Source organism: Cohnella nanjingensis (assembly GCF_014212125.1).
GTDB classification, from domain to species: domain Bacteria; phylum Bacillota; class Bacilli; order Paenibacillales; family Paenibacillaceae; genus Cohnella; species Cohnella nanjingensis.
In genome coordinates this window covers 113,253-130,852 of the sequence record NZ_JACJVP010000023.1, presented here as the reverse complement: position 1 = coordinate 130,852, position 17,600 = coordinate 113,253, and the positions used below count along the sequence as shown (strand labels likewise).

At 63.0% G+C, this 17,600-nt stretch carries 16 protein-coding genes; all 16 read left to right on the top strand.

Features of this window, described 5'->3' with window-relative positions:
* Window positions 1–36 precede the first annotated feature (36 nt).
* The 16 genes from H7C19_RS13485 to H7C19_RS13410 all read left to right on the top strand — a co-directional run bounded on the left by H7C19_RS13485 (window position 37) and on the right by H7C19_RS13410 (window position 17,463).
* Window positions 37–828, top strand: coding sequence for a YveK family protein (locus H7C19_RS13485; protein WP_185143174.1), 792 nt, complete (start codon window positions 37–39; stop codon window positions 826–828).
* Window positions 803–1,438, top strand: coding sequence for a CpsD/CapB family tyrosine-protein kinase (locus H7C19_RS13480; protein WP_185143173.1), 636 nt, complete (start codon window positions 803–805; stop codon window positions 1,436–1,438). The genes H7C19_RS13485 and H7C19_RS13480 overlap by 26 nt, the downstream gene beginning before the upstream one ends.
* A 136-nt stretch (window positions 1,439–1,574) precedes the next feature.
* A complete protein-coding gene (pseB, locus tag H7C19_RS13475) occupies window positions 1,575–2,549 on the top strand; it encodes a UDP-N-acetylglucosamine 4,6-dehydratase (inverting) (RefSeq protein WP_185143172.1) in 975 nt (324 codons plus the stop codon).
* The gene (pseC, locus tag H7C19_RS13470) at window positions 2,546–3,739 is read left to right on the top strand and encodes a UDP-4-amino-4,6-dideoxy-N-acetyl-beta-L-altrosamine transaminase (protein ID WP_185143171.1); all 1,194 of its coding nucleotides are present in this window, start codon (window positions 2,546–2,548) and stop codon (window positions 3,737–3,739) included. The genes pseB and pseC overlap by 4 nt, the downstream gene beginning before the upstream one ends.
* Entirely contained in the window at window positions 3,736–4,854 is a 1,119-nt protein-coding gene (gene pseG / locus H7C19_RS13465; protein WP_185143170.1) for a UDP-2,4-diacetamido-2,4,6-trideoxy-beta-L-altropyranose hydrolase, read from the top strand. The genes pseC and pseG overlap by 4 nt, the downstream gene beginning before the upstream one ends.
* The gene (locus tag H7C19_RS13460; RefSeq protein WP_221469237.1) at window positions 4,833–5,486 is read left to right on the top strand and encodes a formyl transferase; all 654 of its coding nucleotides are present in this window, start codon (window positions 4,833–4,835) and stop codon (window positions 5,484–5,486) included. Before pseG ends, H7C19_RS13460 begins: the two co-directional genes overlap by 22 nt.
* Window positions 5,487–5,491: 5 nt before the next feature.
* Entirely contained in the window at window positions 5,492–6,541 is a 1,050-nt protein-coding gene (pseI, locus tag H7C19_RS13455; protein ID WP_185143169.1) for a pseudaminic acid synthase, read from the top strand.
* 2 nt (window positions 6,542–6,543) lie between these two features.
* Window positions 6,544–7,062: a VanZ family protein gene (locus H7C19_RS13450; protein ID WP_185143168.1), complete on the top strand. Its 519-nt coding sequence runs from the start codon at window positions 6,544–6,546 to the stop codon at window positions 7,060–7,062.
* The gene (locus H7C19_RS13445) at window positions 7,059–8,192 is read left to right on the top strand and encodes a glycosyltransferase family 4 protein (RefSeq protein ID WP_185143167.1); all 1,134 of its coding nucleotides are present in this window, start codon (window positions 7,059–7,061) and stop codon (window positions 8,190–8,192) included. Before H7C19_RS13450 ends, H7C19_RS13445 begins: the two co-directional genes overlap by 4 nt.
* 6 nt (window positions 8,193–8,198) lie before the next feature.
* Entirely contained in the window at window positions 8,199–9,134 is a 936-nt protein-coding gene (locus H7C19_RS13440) for a glycosyltransferase family 8 protein (protein ID WP_185143166.1), read from the top strand.
* A 42-nt stretch (window positions 9,135–9,176) separates the two neighbouring features.
* Window positions 9,177–10,331, top strand: coding sequence for a polysialyltransferase family glycosyltransferase (locus tag H7C19_RS13435; protein WP_185143165.1), 1,155 nt, complete (start codon window positions 9,177–9,179; stop codon window positions 10,329–10,331).
* Window positions 10,332–10,351: 20 nt separating this feature from the next.
* On the top strand, window positions 10,352–11,518 hold the full coding sequence (locus tag H7C19_RS13430) for a glycosyltransferase family 4 protein (RefSeq protein WP_185143164.1): 1,167 nt from the start codon (window positions 10,352–10,354) through the stop codon (window positions 11,516–11,518).
* A 15-nt stretch (window positions 11,519–11,533) separates the two neighbouring features.
* Entirely contained in the window at window positions 11,534–13,105 is a 1,572-nt protein-coding gene (murJ, locus tag H7C19_RS13425) for a murein biosynthesis integral membrane protein MurJ (protein WP_185143163.1), read from the top strand.
* 34 nt (window positions 13,106–13,139) lie between these two features.
* A complete protein-coding gene (locus tag H7C19_RS13420) occupies window positions 13,140–14,318 on the top strand; it encodes a glycosyltransferase (protein ID WP_185143162.1) in 1,179 nt (392 codons plus the stop codon).
* Between the two features lie 42 nt (window positions 14,319–14,360).
* Window positions 14,361–15,749, top strand: a complete 1,389-nt coding sequence (locus H7C19_RS13415; protein WP_221469236.1) for an O-antigen polysaccharide polymerase Wzy — start codon at window positions 14,361–14,363, stop codon at window positions 15,747–15,749.
* Window positions 15,721–17,463 (top strand): glycosyl hydrolase family 28-related protein, encoded by a 1,743-nt coding sequence (locus H7C19_RS13410; protein WP_185143160.1) that lies wholly within the window; start codon window positions 15,721–15,723, stop codon window positions 17,461–17,463. Before H7C19_RS13415 ends, H7C19_RS13410 begins: the two co-directional genes overlap by 29 nt.
* Window positions 17,464–17,600 lie beyond the last annotated feature (137 nt).

Here is a 17,600-nt window from a genome sequence, read left to right as displayed (position 1 = left end):
TAAAAGATACTAAATGTATCAAAGGGAGTGACAGCTATGGATCCGCGCGAAGCCGCCGGCGAACTGCACGAGCCGGAGTTGAAGGCCTACATTCGGCTGCTGATTCGAAGGGCATGGATCATCGGATTGTTGGCCGTCCTGTTCTGCGGAGGGGCTTACGCGCAGCACAAGCTGTATGCCGTGCCGAGTTACGAGGCAACGACGAAGGTCATCGTCAAGACGTCCAGGCCCGTCGAAGGCGTAAGCGGCGTGGACGTTAATCAGATCACGTCGGATATCATGCTAATCGATACTTACAAGGAGATTCTCATGACCTCCTCCATGATGGAGAAGGTCGTCGCCAAGCATCCCGAGTTCGGTCTGACGGACGAGGAGCTGCGCGGCAAGCTTCAAGTCGGCTCGACCGAGAAGTCGCAAGTCATGACCCTGTCGGTGGAGGATTCCTCGGCGATCAAGGCCGCGGCCATCGTCAACGCCGTGACGGAAGTGTTCCGCGAGGAGATCCCGAAGATCCTGAACGTGGACAACATCAACATTCTGAGCCAGGCCAAGCTGACCGACCGCCTCCCGGACCGTTCGCTCAGCCTGACCAAAAAGCTCATGGCCGCCGTCGCGCTCTCCCTCGTCTGCTCGATCGGGCTCATTTTCCTCCGGGAATATTGGGACGACAAGATCCGGACGGAGAAGGACGTATTCGCTTACCTCGGCAAGCCTACGCTGGCGCGCGTCTCGCGGATCAAGGCGTCGGAGCTGAGAGGTTCGGCCGGCGCTTCCCAAAAAAATGTGGCAGGTGACTCGCTCCATGTCGGCGTCAACCAACAAGCATAAGCTGATCGCGGCGGCGACGCCCAGTTCCCGGCATGCCGAAGCGTACCGCACCCTGCGGGCCAATATCCAATTCGCCTCGCGCGACCGGGAGATGCGCGTCATCCTCGTCACGTCCGCCGGCGAAGGCGAGGGCAAGACCATGACGGCAGGCAATCTGGCCGTACTGTACGCTCAGATGGGCAAGCGGACGCTGCTCGTCGACGCGAATCTGCGCAAGCCCGAGCTGCACCGTTATTTCAACGTTTCTGCGCGCCAAGGCATAACCGACCTGCTCTCCGAGGAATCGGATTGGGAACAGGCCGTCCAGACGGACGCCTATCCCGGCCTGTCGCTGCTCGCCGCAGGCTCGCCGACGGCATTCCCCTCGGAGATGCTGGCTTCGGAACGGTTCGCGCGGCTGCTGGAGCGGCTGCGAACGCGCTTCGACATGATCATCGTCGATTCCGCATCCGTCCTGGGCAGCTCCGACACGCAGTTCATCGCCGCCCTGAGCGACGGGATCGTGCTCGTCGTTCGTCCCGGGCGCGTGACGAGAGCGGAAGGACGGCAGGCGATCGCGAAGCTCGAGCTGGCGGATGCCGACGTGATCGGGGTCGTATTGAACCGGTAATTTTCCGAGAATATGTTGTTTGTTGATACAAAATGTAGAGGAAAAGCTTGACTTAAGTTGCTACAATATGTATCATTATAGATAGAAAAGCAATTCCTTGCATGTCAATTTGGAAGGGCAAAGGGGAAGACGGACGATGGACGTTCAGGGCAAAGTCGTGCTGGTCACCGGGGGAACCGGTTCATTCGGAAGGAAGTTCGTGCGCAAGATGCTCGACTTGGATGTTCGCAAGGTCATCGTATTCAGCCGGGACGAACTGAAGCAGTATGAGATGAGCCAGGAATTCACGGATCCGAGAATGCGGTTCTTTATCGGCGACGTACGGGACCTGGAGCGTCTGAATCGCGCCTTCGACGGCGTCGATATCGTCATCCACGCAGCCGCGCTCAAGCATGTGACGGCCTGCGAGTACAACCCCATCGAAGCGGTCCGCACGAACATCCTGGGCGCGCAGAACGTCATCGACGCGGCGATCAACCGGTCGGTGCACCGGGTCATCGCGCTCAGCACGGACAAGGCGGCCAACCCGATCAACCTCTACGGAGCGACGAAGCTGGCTTCCGACAAGCTGTTCGTGGCGGCGAACGCTTACGTCGGCGACAAGCCGACCCGATTCTCCGTCGTCCGCTACGGGAACGTCGTCGGCAGCCGGGGGAGCGTCATCCCTTTCTTCCACAAGATGCGGCAGTCCGGGCGGGTGCCGATCACCGACGAGCGGATGACCCGTTTCTGGATCACGTTGGACCAAGGCGTCCAGTTCGTCCGCGACTGTCTGATCCGGATGAAGGGCGGCGAGATCTTCGTGCCGAAGATCCCCAGCGTCAAGATTACGGACCTGGCCCGGATCATCGCGCCCGACTGCCGGATGGAGTTCATCGGCATCCGTCCGGGCGAGAAGCTGCACGAAGCGATGATCACGGAAGACGACGCCCGCAAGACGGTGGAGTTCGACGATTACTTCATCATCACGCCCGAGTTCCCCGGCTGGCTGGAAGGCCAGGAAGGATACGGCGGCGTCCCGCTGCACGAGCGGTTCAGCTATAGCAGCCACACGAACACGCATTGGCTGACCGACGAAGAGATCCGGCAGTATCTGGGAGAGTACGCATGAGCGCGCGGCCTTACCGGAGAGAGACCTGGCTGCCCTACGGGCGGCAATGGATCGACGAGCGGGACATCGAGGCCGTGACGGCGGTCCTTCGCGGGGACTACCTGACGACGGGGCCGCTCGTGCCGGAGTTCGAGTCGAAGTTCGCCCGAGCGGTAGGCGCCGCGTACGCGGTCGCCTTCTCGAACGGTACGGCCGCGCTCCACGGCGCCTGTCAGGCTGCCGGCATCGGACCGGGCGACGAAGCGGTCACGACGCCGATGACGTTCGCCGCATCGGCGAACGCCGTGCTGTATCTAGGCGGGAAACCGGTGTTCGCGGATATCGATCCCCGCACGTACAATCTGGATCCGACGGCCGTCGAACCGCTGCTGAACGAACGGACCAAAGCGATCGTTACCGTCGACTTCACGGGCCAGCCGTCGCGCCTCTCGGCGCTCAAAGCGATGGCGGAAGCGCGCGGCATTCCCCTCATCGAGGACGCCGCCCACGCGCTGGGCGCCTCGTACCGGGGCCGGCCGGTCGGCTCCGCGGCGGACATGACGATGTTCAGCCTCCATCCGGTCAAGCACGTGACGGCCGGCGAAGGCGGCGTCATCGCGACGAACGACGAGCGCTATTACCGCAAGCTGACGGACTTCCGCAACCACGGCATCGTACGGGACCGCGCCCGGCTGGAGGCGAAGGACGCCCCCGCTTGGTATTACGAGATGCAGTCGCTCGGCTTCAACTACAGGCTGACCGACTTTCAAGCCGCGCTAGCGGACAGCCAGCTCGACAAGCTGGATCGCTTCGTGGCGAGGCGGAGAGCCATCGCGCGCCGGTACGACGAGGCGTTCGGCGGCCTCGACGAAGTCGTGACGCCGTACCAGGACGGAGAGGGCGAGTCGTCCTGGCATCTCTACGTGCTGCAGCTGAACCTGGAGCAGCTCCGGGCGGGACGCGACGAAGTGTTCGAGAGGCTGCATCGCGAGAACGTCGGAGCGAACCTGCACTACATCCCCGTCTATCTGCATCCTTATTACCGCGATCTCGGATACGCGCGCGGACTGTGTCCGAACGCCGAATGGCTGTACGAGCGCATCCTTACCCTTCCGCTCTTCCCCGCGATGACCGACGAGGACGTCGATGACGTCATCCGCGCCGTTCGAAGCGTCATCCGCGCGTGCGTCCCGGAGACGTCGGCGCGATGATTCGGATCGCGATCCGGGCGGACGCCTCGCTGCAGATCGGCACGGGACACGTGATGCGCTGCCTGACGCTGGCCGACGCGCTGCGCCGGTCCGGGACCGCGGACGTCGCGTTCGTCTGCAGGGAACTGACAGGGAACCTCATTCCTTACATCCGGGACCGGGGCTACCCCGTCCACGCGCTGCCGCCCGCGGCGGATCTCGGCGCGGCCGTCCGTTCGGAGGCGGGACTCCCGCCGCACGCGGGCTGGCTGGAGGCGAGCTGGCGCGAGGACGCGGCGCAGACGATCGCGTGCCTGCTCGCGCAGGCCGAGCGGCCGGATTGGCTCGTCGTCGACCACTACGCGCTCGATCGGCGTTACGAATCGGCGTTGCGGCCCTATGCGGGCGGAGTGATGGCGATCGACGATCTGGCCGACCGGCCGCACGACGCGGACCTGCTGCTCGACCAGAACCTGAGCGATCGGCCCGAAGCGAGGTACGCTTCGCGGGTAGACGCGGGGACCCGCCTGCTCCTCGGCCCCCGGTACGCGCTGCTCCGGGAGGCGTTCGCCGAGCGGCGGCCGACCGTGCGGCGCGGCGGCAAGGCCGAGCGGCTGCTCGTCTCCTTCGGAGGCGCCGATCGGACGGGCGAGACGCTGAAGGCGCTCGCCGCCTTGGAGCCGATGGCGGAAGCCGGGGCGCGGCTGACGGTCCTCGCGGGCCAGCTCAATCCGATGCGGGAGCGGATCGAGCGTTTGTGCGGCCGGCTGCCGCAAACGCGGTTCATCGCGCATACGGAAGACGTGGCCGCCTTGATGGCCGAGCACGATCTCGCCGTCGGTTCCGGCGGCTCGACGACGTGGGAGCGGGGCTGTCTGGGACTGCCTGCGGTCATTGTGGCCACGGCCGACAACCAGGTCGCGCTGGCCGAGCAGGCGGCCCAGGCAGGGATGATCGCTTATCTGGGGTTCGCGTCCGACGTGAGCGAACGGCGATTGCGCGAAGCCGTCCGGCGTCTCGCGGAGGACGAGGACGCGCTGCGGCGCATGTCCGACGCGGGCATGGCGGCCGTAGACGGGCTCGGAGCGGCAGCAGTGGCAAAGGAGATGAGAGCATGGGCAGAATCCCGCAAGTAACGGTGGTGTCCGACCGCCGCAACTGGATAAACGCGTATCTTCAAGTCTGGCTCCCTGCGCTCAAAGCCTACGCGGAGGACATCGTCTGGATTCACGACGCGGCCGAGCTGGAGCCGGGAGACGTCGCGTTTTTCCTCGGGTGCGAGCAACTGGTCTCCCCGGAGCGGCTGGCGCTCCATGCGAACAATCTGGTCGTTCACGCCAGCGACCTGCCCAGAGGCAAAGGCTGGTCTCCCTTGACCTGGCAGGTGCTGGAGGGCAAGGACGAGATCCCGGTCGTGCTGTTCGAGGCGGCGGAGAAGGTGGACAGCGGGCCGATCTACGGCCGGCGGACGATGGCGTTCCGCGGCACGGAGCTGATCGACGAGATGCGGAGGCAGCTGGCCGCGGCGACGTTCGAGCTGTGCGAGGAATTTCTGGCGCGGTACCCGGACGTGCTGCGCGAAGGCGTCACGCAGCAAGGGGAAGCGACGTTCTATTCCCGCAGAGGGCCCGCGGACAGCAGGCTCGACCCCGACCGTTCGATTCGGGAGCAGTTCCGGCTGATGCGGGTGGCGGACAACGACCGCTATCCCTGCTACTTCGAATTGGATGGGCAGACGTTCTTGGTCAAAGTCGAGAAAGGCAGGTGAGGAACATGGCAGAGATCCGACTGGGCGACCGTCCGATAGGGGCGGGACATGCGCCCTTCATCATCGCGGAGATGTCGGGCAATCACAACCAATCGCTCGAGACGGCGCTCCGGATCGTGGAGGCCGCGGCGGCTTCCGGCGCGCACGCGCTGAAGCTTCAGACGTATACCGCGGACTTGATGACGTTGCCGCTCAGCGAGGGAGACTTCTACATCGGGGACGCGGACAGCCTATGGCGGGGAGAGTCGCTGTACGCCCTGTACGAGAAGGCGCATACGCCGTGGGAATGGCACGCGCCGATCTTCGAACGCTGCCGGGCGCTCGGCCTCATCCCGTTCAGCACGCCGTTCCACCCGAAGGCGGTCGACTTCCTGGAATCGCTGGACGTCCCTTTCTACAAGATCGCTTCCTTCGAGAACAACGATCTTCCGCTGATCCGCCGCGTGGCCGCGACCGGCAAGCCGCTGATCGTCTCGACGGGGATGGCGACGATCTCCGATCTCGAAGAGACCGTGACGACCGCGAGAGAGGCCGGGTGCCGGGATCTCATCCTGCTCAAGTGCACGAGCGATTACCCGGCCTCCCCGGCCGACAGCCACCTGCATACGATCCCGCATCTGCGCGATCTGTTCGGCTGCGAGGTCGGGCTGTCCGACCATACCCAGGGCATCGGGGCGGCCGTCGCCAGCGTGGCGCTCGGCGCGACGGTCATCGAGAAGCACTTCACGCTGTCCCGCGCCGACGGCGGCGTGGATGCGGCGTTCTCGCTCGAGCCGGACGAATTGCGCAGCCTGGTCATAGAGACGGAGCGGGCCTGGCAGTCGCTCGGTTCGGTGCATTACGGCCTCAGCGACAAGGAGCGGCAGTCGCTGAAGTTCCGGCGCTCCCTCTATATCAGCCGGGACGTCGCGCCCGGCGAAATGCTGTCCGAGGACAATGTCCGGATCATCCGGCCGGGATACGGTCTCGCGCCCAAGCATCTCGACCTGTTCCTCGGCAAAGCCTTGTCCAAGGGAGCGCGCGCGGGAACGCCGCTCAGCTGGGATCTGCTCTGACGATGGGGAAGGCGCTATCCGGGCTGCTGCTTGCCGCATGGATGCTGGTCATCTTCCTCTTCTCCTCCCAGACCTACGAACAACAGACGCTCAAGCCCTGGCTGGGGCAAGTGCTGTCCGAGGAGCGGATGCGCCGTTACTTCTCCTGGGTCCGCATCCGGTACGGCGGTCACCCGATCAGCATCGAGGCGCTCGGAACGGCGGCCTTCACCGAATTCTTCATCCGCAAGGCGGCCCATCTGACCGAGTACGCGGTGTTGGGCTCGCTGCTGCTGCTCGCGCTGCGTTACGTCTTCCGCCGCAAGCGAGCGCTGGTCCCGCTCACCGTCGTCCTCTGCTTCCTGTTCGCGGCCGGCGACGAGTACCATCAATCGTTCGTGAGCGGCCGGACGCCGATGGCGGCGGACGCGCTGCTCGATACGCTGGGCGCCGTCGTCGGCATCGCGATCACCCTGCTTGTCATCGCGTTGTTCGGGCTCGTGCCCGGCAAGCGCGTCCCCGCGAAGGAGAGAGTCGGATGAAAGTATTGTTCTTGACGAATATTCCGTCCCCTTACCGGGTCGATTTCTTCAACCGGTTGGGACGCCTGTGCGACCTGACCGTTTGGTTCGAGGCGAGGAACGAAGCCAACCGGGAATGGGAGACGGACGAACGCCGCTTCGGCTTCCGCTACAAGTTCCTGCCCGGAAGGACGTTCGGGCTGGACAAACATACGAATCTATCGGTGCTGCGGGCCTTGCGGGCGGAGCGCTTCGACGTCTACGTGATCGGCGGATACAGCTCGCCGACCGAGATGCTCGCCATCCACTGGCTGAAGCTGCGCAAGCGCCCGTTCCTACTCAGCTCGGACGGCGGATTCCCGGCCAGCGAGCCCGGGCTGCTGCGGAAGTTCAAGTCCTATCTCATCTCCTCCGCCTCGGGCTGGCTGTCCTCGGGCAGCAACTGCACGCGGTATCTGACGCACTACGGCGCCCAGCCCAGCCGCATCTACGAATATCCGTTCTCGTCCGTCTCGTTCTCCGAGGAGGAGCTGGCTCCGCTCGCGCGCGAGGAGAGGGCTAGGCTGAAGCGGGAGGAGGGATTGCAGGAGACGGTCATCCTCGCCGTGGGACAATTCGTGCCGCGCAAGGGTTTCGACGTCCTGCTGGAGGCGTTCGCCCGGATGCGGAGGGGGGACGTCAGCCTGCTGCTCATCGGGGGCGGTCCCGAGCGGGAACGCTACGAGACGCTGATCCGCGAGCGGGGACTCGCGAACGTCCGGATCAAGCCGTTCATGTCTAAGTCCGAATTGATCCCCTACTTCAAAGTAGCGGATCTATTCGCGATGCCGACCCGATACGACGTCTGGGGTCTCGTGGTCAACGAGGCAGCCGCCTTCGGCCTGCCGATCGTCTCCACGCGGATGGCCGGCGCGGCTCTCGATCTCGTCGCGGAAGGAGAGAACGGCTATCTCGTCGACGCGGACGACGCCGCCGCGCTGGCCGACCGCTGCGAGCGGCTCGCCGGAGACGAGATCCTCCGGCAGCGCTTCGGGCGGAAGAGCCGGGAGCTCTCCCGGCTCTATACGATGGAGCGCATGGTGAACCGCCATGCGGACTTATTGCATGCTTGGATCGACGGCTCGCCCCAATACGAACTCGCGAGGGAATGAAGACGGATGATCGAGATCGAGACGATATCCATCGTCGCCAGTACGGATAATTTGTACGTTCAGCATCTAGCCGTCGCCTTCGCGTCGCTGCTAGTCAATCTAAGCCAAGGCTTCCGCGCCCGGTTCTTCGTCATCGACGGCGGCATCGACGAGGCCGAGCGGAGCCGGCTGGAGCAGACGATGCACGCGTTCGGGGCGGAGGTCGAGCTCATTCAGGTGAACCAGTCGGCCTTCAGCGATCTGTATATCGCGGACGGCAGGCACATCACCCAAGCCACCTACTACCGCCTGGCGATTCCCGAGCTGTTCCGGGACAGGGAGATCGATCGCGTCATTTATCTCGACTGCGACCTGCTCGTCGTGGACGACATCTCCGAGCTGTGGCAGACGGACATGAAGGACCACCCCATTGCGGCGGTCGAGGATCTGGGCGGGCACGAGCGGTTGGCGGACCTTTTCATGCCCGCAAACGCCAAGTACTTCAACTCCGGCGTCCTGCTGATCCAAATCCGGGAATGGAACCGGCTCCGCATCACCCATGACGTGCTGTGCTTCCTGCGCGAGAACCGGCACAGGCTTATATACCATGATCAGGACGGCCTGAACGCCGTGCTTCACGACAGGTGGCTGGAGCTGCACCCGAGGTGGAACGTGCAGCGCAACATGTTCGGCAAAGAGGCTTCCGCCTTGTCCGGTCGCGACCGCGAGCGGGTGCGCCTAGCGACGAGGGATCCGGCCGTCGTGCACTTTACGGGCACTTCGAAGCCGTGGCAGTTCGACAACGCGCACCCCCGCAAGCGCGACTACTATCGATATCTCTCCATGACCGAGTGGAGGGCCTTCCGGCCGCCCGTGGGTCCGAAGCTGCTGCTAAGGCGGCTGATCAAGGGGCTGCTGCCGGAGGCGGTCGTCGCGGCGCTCTCCAAGCTGGGTTTCCGATAGCGACAACCGGTTCCACCAGTCCGCCAAAAGGAGAAGACGGCAATGGTCATGAAGGCGACGCCCGATCGCGGCCGCAATCGCGAACGCGGCGGCAAGGTTCTGTTCGTATGCACGAAACCTTACCAATATTTGATGGCCCGGCTGATCAAGGAAGGACAGCGCCTCGGGCGATGCGACATCGTCATCATCGACCACTTTCACGAAGCGGCCGACTTCAGCGTCAAGGTCCGGGAATCCCGCGTCTGGGAGCAAGTGTTCTACATTGAAGACGATCGGGTGGATCAATACAAGCTGGGGCTAGGCCCGGTCCGCAAGTTCTTCTTCTACCAGCATTGGCGCAAGCTGCTGCCGCCCGTCCTGGCCGATATCGCAGACTATGACGAGGCGTTCGTCGCCCACGACTTCGTGGCCGTCGAGTACGCGATCATCCGCAACTTCGCGAGCGCGGGCAAACGGGCTTCCCTCTACGAGGAAGGATTCGGCAATTATATCAACAACAGCACCCATACGAAGTGGCATATGAAGCTGTTGAAGAAAATCGCGCCGATGCTCGGATTGCCGGGCGGCTACTTCGGCAGCGTCAGATGGATCGAAGCGATCTGGCTGCAGCGGCCCGGTCTGATCCTCGCAGACCGACGCAACCCGCTGCGGCGCAAAGCGCGCCATCTGCCGCTCGCCTTCAGCGCGTTCCTGGAGCTGCCGGAGATCGCGAAGGAGTGCTACGCGCTCTACCCGGAGCTCGCGGAGATCGATGCGCTGGTCGCCGGCCAGGAGGTCATCTCGGTCATCCTCACCGATCCGTTCCTGGACGAGATGCCCGATCGACCCGGTTACGTCCGCGAGATGCTGGGCAAGGTCGCGCAGGCGACCGGAGACGACCGTTCGCCGGTATTCCTGAAGCAGCATCCGGGCGAGAAGCTGGCCGTCGACGCCGACGAAGGGCGGTTCGCGATCCTGCCGAAGCAGCTTCCGAGCGAGCTGCTCTACCTGATCATCGTCAAGCACAAGATCCGCAAGCTCAACCTGTTCTCCTTCGGGAGCACGGCGATCTTGAACCTCTACGACTTGTGCCGGACGGACAACAGCATGGATATCTTCATCTTCGACAGCTTGATGCTCAAACCGGACGTGAAGGTCATCTCCGACCGGTTCTGCGAGCTGGCGGAGCGGCATCACATCCAGTTCCGGCTGGTATAGCCGGGAAGGAGGGACGCGTCATGATCCGGATCTTGTTCATTCAGCCCTACGCCAGCCACGTCGGCGGGGTCGACTCGGTGCTGCTGCAGCTGATCGCCGGGCTCGACCCCGAGCGGTACCGGTCGTACGTGCTGCTCAGCGGACCGTCTCCCTACGTCGCCAAGTACGAGGCGCTGGGGGCCGAAGTGCTGTTCGGTCCCCTTGCCGTGTTCGGCAAGCCGACGGACGCGGCCTACTATTTCCGCAATCTATGGATCCTGCTCCGCTCGCTCCGCGCGATCCGGGCGATCGTTCGCACCTATGGCATCGACCTCATTCACTCGCACAAGATGGAAGCCATCGGGGCCAACCTGGTCGGCAAATGCCTGGGCATCCCGACGGTCCAAACGGTCCACGAGCTCGCCCGAAAGCCGCTGTTCGCCTATCGGTTCGTCGCTTGGCTAGACCATGCGTTCAACGACAAGGTCATCGTGCTGTGCGAGCGCAGCAAGATCATGTTCCGCTGGTTCAACCGGGAATCCGACAAGCTGACCAAGATCTACAACGGCATCGCCGTCCAAGAGGCGCCGGTGGCCGCGCGAACGGATCTCCGAGATCAGTTGGGACTCTCGCCGGACGACCGGATCGTCATCGCCGTCGCGCGCCTGTCGCCGATGAAGGGGCTCGAGTACCTCATCGAAGCCGCTTCGGCGCTGAAGGAAACGGAGCCGCGACTGAAGTTCGTGATCGTCGGCGACGTGGCGTTCGAGCACGAGATGCCCTACAAGCAAACGCTGCAGAAGCGGATCGAATCGCAAGGCTTGGAACGCACCGTCTTCATGCTAGGCCTGCGCCGGGACGTGCCCGAGCTGCTGCGCGAGAGCGACGCGCTCGTTCTGCCCTCGGTGTACGACATCTTCCCGACCGTCATCCTCGAAGGCATGGACGCCGGCCTGCCGGTCATCGCGACGGACGTCGGAGGCGTCCCGGAGATGGTGCGGGAAGGGACGGGACTGATCGTGCCCCCGCAGGACAGCGAGGCGTTGAGGGCGGCGATCGTCCGCTTGTTCTCGCTCGAGTACCGGCAGATGGGCCGTCGCGGAAGAGAAGTGTTCCGCCGGGAATTCACGAGAGACCAATACGTGCAGCGTACGACCGAAGTCTACGAGGAACTGCTCGCGCGCAGGCGCGCGGTCTCAACAAGCTGAAGAAGAGGGAATGCCATGAACGCGAAAACCATCTATTCCGGCGCCTTCATCCTATTCGCCGGCAATCTCTTGAGCAGCGTGCTGGGGTTGGGGCGGGAAGTGCTCTCCGCCGCATATTACGGCGCCAACGTCGATATGGACGCCTATCTGTTCGCCAATACGATCCCCTCCATCGTGCTGTCTTTCTTCGGGGGCATCCTCATGGGCGGCTTCATCCCGCTGTTCATCAAGAAGCGCGTCGAGAACGAAGAGGAAGCTTCGAACCTGTTCAGCAACGCCATGAACTGGGTCGTCGTCATCGTCCTGCTCCTCACGGCGGGGCTCTACGCGCTCAGCGATCAAGTGGCTTCTCTCTTCGCCATCGACGCCGCCAGCCATCAGACGATCGAGCGCCTCTTCTGGATTCTGCTGCCGAGCATCCTGTTCTTCGGCCTCTCCTATGCCCAGTCGGCCGTCCTCAACAGCATGAACCACTTCACGATGCCCGCGCTGCTCACCGTGATGAACAATCTCGTCGTCATCGGCTTCATGGTCGCCTTTCACCGTTCGCTCGGCATCTACTCCGTCGCCATCGGCTTCGTCATCGGCACGGCGCTTCAAGTCGTCGTCCAGTGGCCGGTCATGCGGCGCATGGGCGTCCGGTACCGGCTGCACCTGACCTGGCGCGACGAGCATCTGAAGCGGCTCGTCGCGATGTCTCTGCCGATCATCGGCCTCGTGACCATCGATCAAGCCATCGTATTCGCCACGCGGTACTTCGCGGCCTACCTGGATCCGGGGAGCGCGTCCTCGATCAATTACGCCAACCGGTTCGTCATGCTGCCCGTCACGCTGTTCGGCACGGCGCTGATCAGCGCGACGTATCCGACGGTCGTCACGCTGATCGCCGAACGCCGGAAACGGGACTACAACGAGATCGTAACGACGACGGTCAAGAGCTTGTCGCTGCTGCTCGCGCCGATCATGCTCACGTGCATGGCCTTCGCGCCGCAGCTGATCCAATTGCTGCTCGAACGCGGAGCGTTCGACCAGAAGGCGACGGAGATGACGTCGATCGCTTTCCTGGTGCTGTCCATCGGCATCCTGGTCATCCCCGTCCGGGAATTTTTCATGAAGCTGTTTTTCGGCCAGGAGAAGATGAAGGTCCCGATCTTCACCTCGCTCATCTATATGGCCGTCTTTATCGGCTCCTGCTTTGCGCTCATTCCCCGGCTCAAGCATATGGGGATCGTCCTCTCGACCGCCGTCGCCATGGTGGCTTCGCTATCCTTCCTGATCTTGCAGTATATCCGGATGGATAAGGGCAATCGGATCGGGCTCCCGATCGGCTACGTCGTGAAGATCGGATCGTCCGCGATCTTGTCCGCCGTGGCGGCGAGGCTCGGCTACCAAGCGATCATGACCGTTCCCGCCGCGCAGCACGCGGGTCCCGTCTTCCTACTGCTGTCGCTCTGCGGCAGCCTGCTCCTGTACTTCTTGCTCGTGAAGTGGCTCGGCATCCAAGAGATCGGGTTCGTGTACGACAAGCTGTCCGCCAAGTTCAACGTGAGAAAAAGAAGGAGCCAGGCCGCCGTTAGCAAAGGATAGCGGCCGCCCGGGCTTCGTGGAGGGAACGACTGGCATGAACGTACTCTTTCTCTCGTGGGCCTATCCCAAGAAAAACACCCCGTATCTCGGCATCTGGGCCCACCAGCAAGCGCTGGCCTTGACGGCCCGCGGCGTCGACGTCGAGGTGGTGAGCGCGGTGCCCTACGTGCCGCATATCGCGGGGGTGCTCTCCGCCAAGGTGCGGGATTACGCGCTCATCCCCGATACCGTGAACCTGGACGGGGTGAAGGTGCACCATCCCAAGCTGCTCCGTACCAAGCCGAATTCGTTCCTGGACCGGTTCCTGTTCCGCATGCTGGGGATTCAGACGAGATGGCTCGCGAGCAGTCTGGCCAAGAAGCTGGACTTCGGGAAGTACCAGGTGCTGCACGCGCACAATCTGTTCCCGGACGGGGCGATCGCCTATCAGCTGCATCGCCGGTACGGCATTCCGTACGTCTTGACGCTGCATGACGTCGACCGCTTCAACAGCTTCTCGGAGGAAGGGTACAACCGCGTGCTGTCGAGAGCGGTCGTCGCCGAGGCCAAAAAGGTGTTCGTCGTGAGCAGCAGGGTGAAGCGAAACTTGACGCCGGACGTGCCGGAGCAGCGGCTCGAGCTGCTCTTCAACACGTTCTGGACCCAGGGTCACGCGACGAAATCCCGCCGGCGGCGAATCGTGCTCATCGCGTCCATGATCGAGCGCAAGGGCGTTCACTACCTGCTGCAGGCGTTCTCGCGCGTCGTCCGGACGCATGCCGACTACGAGCTGATCCTCATCGGCGGGGGGCGGGAGCTGCCGGCGCTGATGCGCATGGCCGAGCAGTTGGGCATCGATGGCCAAGTCACGTTCACCGGCATGCTGTCGCACGGCGAGGCCATGGAGCGTCTCTCGGAAGCCGCGGTGTTCTGCTTGCCCAGCTGGGACGAAGCGTTCGGCATCGTGTATGCCGAAGCGATGTCGTTCGGCATTCCCGTCATCGGCTGCAAGGGCGAGGGGATCGAGGATATCGTGACGCACGGCGACAACGGTCTGCTGGTCGAGCCACGCAATGCGGAGGCGCTTGAAGCCGCGCTGCTGGCGCTGATCGAGCACCCCGAGGACGCCGTCCGGATCGGCCTTCGCGGCCAGGAGAGCGTGCGGTCGCTCCAGCCCGAAGCGTTCGGCCGGAAGCTGGCGGGAATCTATGAGGAAGTCGTAGGCGGCGCGTAAGCGCTCTGCGGCGGGAAGGAGCGAACGATGCTGCGGCTGTACATGATCTTCGTATTCGTCCTTGGCAACGCTGCGCTGGCGTACGCCAATACGGCGGAGTGGAAGCAGGGCGGCCTGCTGCTGACCACGTTTCTGCTGAACTTGATCTGCATCGCGATCGGCTTCTACGGCGCCACGCGCACGAAGAAGTTGAACCTGGACACGATCATCTGGGTGTTCGTCTATATGTTTTTCTTCCTCGCGCCGGTGGTGCAGCTGAATTACGGGCCGGTCTTCCCCAATACGATGCCGATCCGGGCGGAAGACGTCTGGATGGCCAATATCGTGGTCTGCCTCTGGAACTTCACGTTCCTGCTGTTCCGATCCAAGCGGCAGCAGGACCGGCAGTCCGGAGGCGACGTTCCGAGCGGCGCCCCAAGCAACGGTCTCGAACGCATCCACGACCGGATCCGGACCGCCTACTTCCTCCTGGCGTTCGTGATCTTCGCCTTCACGGTGGCCCTGTTCAAGCTGGATTACTTCATGGGGCTGGCGGACTACAGCCGGGTCGTCTCGAACAAGTCGGCCGTGCTCCTGTTCTCCATCTCCTGCCAAGGCATCGTCTTCGCCAACTGGATATTCACGTTCGACCGCAGGCGCAGGAACAAGACGGCGTACAACACTTTCAAGCTGTACATCGCCACGATCGTGATGGTTCACCAACTGAGCCCGTTCAACACGACGCGATTCTATATCGGCTTCTGCCTGATCTTGATCGTCTATCTCTTCTACTACATGAAGCTGAAGCCGAGCCACTTCATCTGGATCATCTTCACGGGGCTCCTGTTCGTCTTCCCGTTCCTCAACATGTTCCGGTACGGCATCTCCGGCTACGAGACTCCCTCGCTCTATCACTTGATGTTCGATCAGCTGACCGAGCTTCACTTCGACGCCTTCGCCAATCTGGCCGCGACGATGAAGTATTGCGCCATGCACGGGTATTCCTACGGCTATCAGATGCTCGGGGTCTTGCTCTTCTTCGTGCCGCGGGAGATCTGGAGCGGGAAGCCGATCAGTTCGGGCGAAGCGATCGGCGACTTCGTCTCCGGCCAATATACGCTGAATTTCAACAACCTGTCCAACCCGCTGCCGAGCGAGTTCTTCACCAACTTCGGCTGGACGGGCGTCGTCATCGGCGCCGTCCTTCTCGCCTTGTTCGTGAACAAGCTGGAGGCGGGCGTGAGCAAGAACCGGTATACGCACGGCCTGATCGCGGGCTACTTGTTCATCCTGCTCCGCGGCGACCTGATGAACGCCTTTGCCTATTGCTTCGGCACTTATGTCGTCATGGTGCTGGTGCCGTACGGCTGCTCCAGGCTGCTGAACGGCAAACGAAACGAATCGAAGGAGAGGAGATTGAGCCATGATAGACGAATCGAAGTCAGATCCTGACCAGCCCGCTTCGGACCTTCAGGCGAGCCGGAGGAAATTCCTGATCGGTGTGGCGGCGACGGGCATGGCGCTGGTCACGGGCGGGCTGCTGCACCGGAACCTCCTGCCAGCGGATGAAGTGGAGGCGGCACCGGCCAGCGTTCCGAAGGAGGAGATCTACGCGAGCCTCGCCGACTTCGGCGCCGATCCGTCGGGCAAGACGGACAGCACCGGCGCGTTCCAACGCGCTTTGAGCTTCATCGAGAAAGCGGCCGTGCAGAATCCCGCGGCCTCGGCGGCCGGCGACAACACGCATCGAGGGCGGGTCAAGCTGTACGTGCCCGCGGGCAGCTACGTGGTGACGAAGCCGGAAGCGCTCATGCGCAAATCGTACGAGCTGAAGACGCTCGGCCTCGTCATTCAAGGCGCGGGCAGGGGCGTCACTCAGATCGTCTACCGCAACAAGACGCCGGGCTGCTATCTGCTCCAGAATCAGGACGCCTGGATGTTCCTTACGATCGCCGATATCGAATTCATCTCCACGGAACCGGTCAACAACTTCATGTATTCCTTCTCGGAAGGCGGCGCGCAGAACTACACGTTCGAGCGCTGCCTGTGGAACGGCAAGTGGAACGAAGTCTTCCGTCTCGAAGGCGCGAACAACAACAGCGAGATGACTTGGTTTCACTGCAACTTCGCGGGCGAGATTAAGCGGGGCGTCTACGCGCCGAACAAGGGAGGATCGGACCAGTTCCTGAACTATAACTTCTTCGCGTGCCAATTCGAGGTCGATCAGGGCGATTATCTCGTGTTCGAGAGGGGCGGGAACATTAACGTCTGGGGCGGCAGCCTCATCCACACGAGCGCGAAGGAAGGCGGAACCTTCTTCAAGCTGTCCGGCGACAACCATGCCTTCGGGGTGCAGCGGTTCCTCTGCGTCGGGGCGCGGTTCGAGCATCGCAATGCCCAGAGCCGGCTGATCGAGTGCGAGTGGAGCGACGGGACGGTCTCGTTCGTCAGCTGCGACACCGCTTCGCAGGCTTATCGCCTGGCGCCTTCCGTGAACGCCGTCTTCCGGTCGCAGAAGCAGAAGATGCCGAGCATCTCGTTCCAAGGGTGCGTGCTGGCCGGCAAGCACGCGTACCGCTACGGCAACGAGTCTTGGGGCGTCCCTCACAATATCGTGTACGAGAATTGCGAATTCGCGCAAGGGTTGACGGCCGACTCCTTCCTCGTGATCGCGAACGAAGAGACGCCGGGAGACAAGCGCGCGGGCGGACAGCCCGTTGTCCGCTTTCGCAACTGCCGGAGCGCGATCGCCGACCACGAGACGGCTTTCTTCGATTCGGACCAAGGCTTCCAGCACAGCAATCGCGCGCAGTTGTCCAAGAAGCTGGTCAGCATACGCGGCGCGGAAGGCGGATTCCCGATATCGGGCGGCAAGGAGCCGTTCCGCCTGCCGGTCGGCTCGGTGATCCTGAACGTCCGCTTCCTCTGCCGCAAGGGAGCGATGTCGGGCATGCAGGCGGCCGACTACTGGCTGGAGACCTCGGAAGGGACGCCGACCCGTCTCGCCTCGGTCCTCGCCACTCCGGGCAGCGGCGGCTTCAACGTCGTCCAGGATCTGTTCTTCGAATGCGATTCCGAAGCCAAGGCCAAGCTGCGGCTCTGCGCGGGCCAAGGCGTCACGCAAGTCAACAAGGCGGCGTATTGCCTGATCGAATATATCGGTTGAACCTTCCCCGCGGCTAGGCGTCCTCCCCGCATCGCCGTTTGCAACCAGCTCCTGCGTGTTTTTGTAACCATTTTTTGGACTTGCTTATATAATATAGAGAATTTCCGGTGGGGAAATAGGCAAGGGAGGCGGGAGGA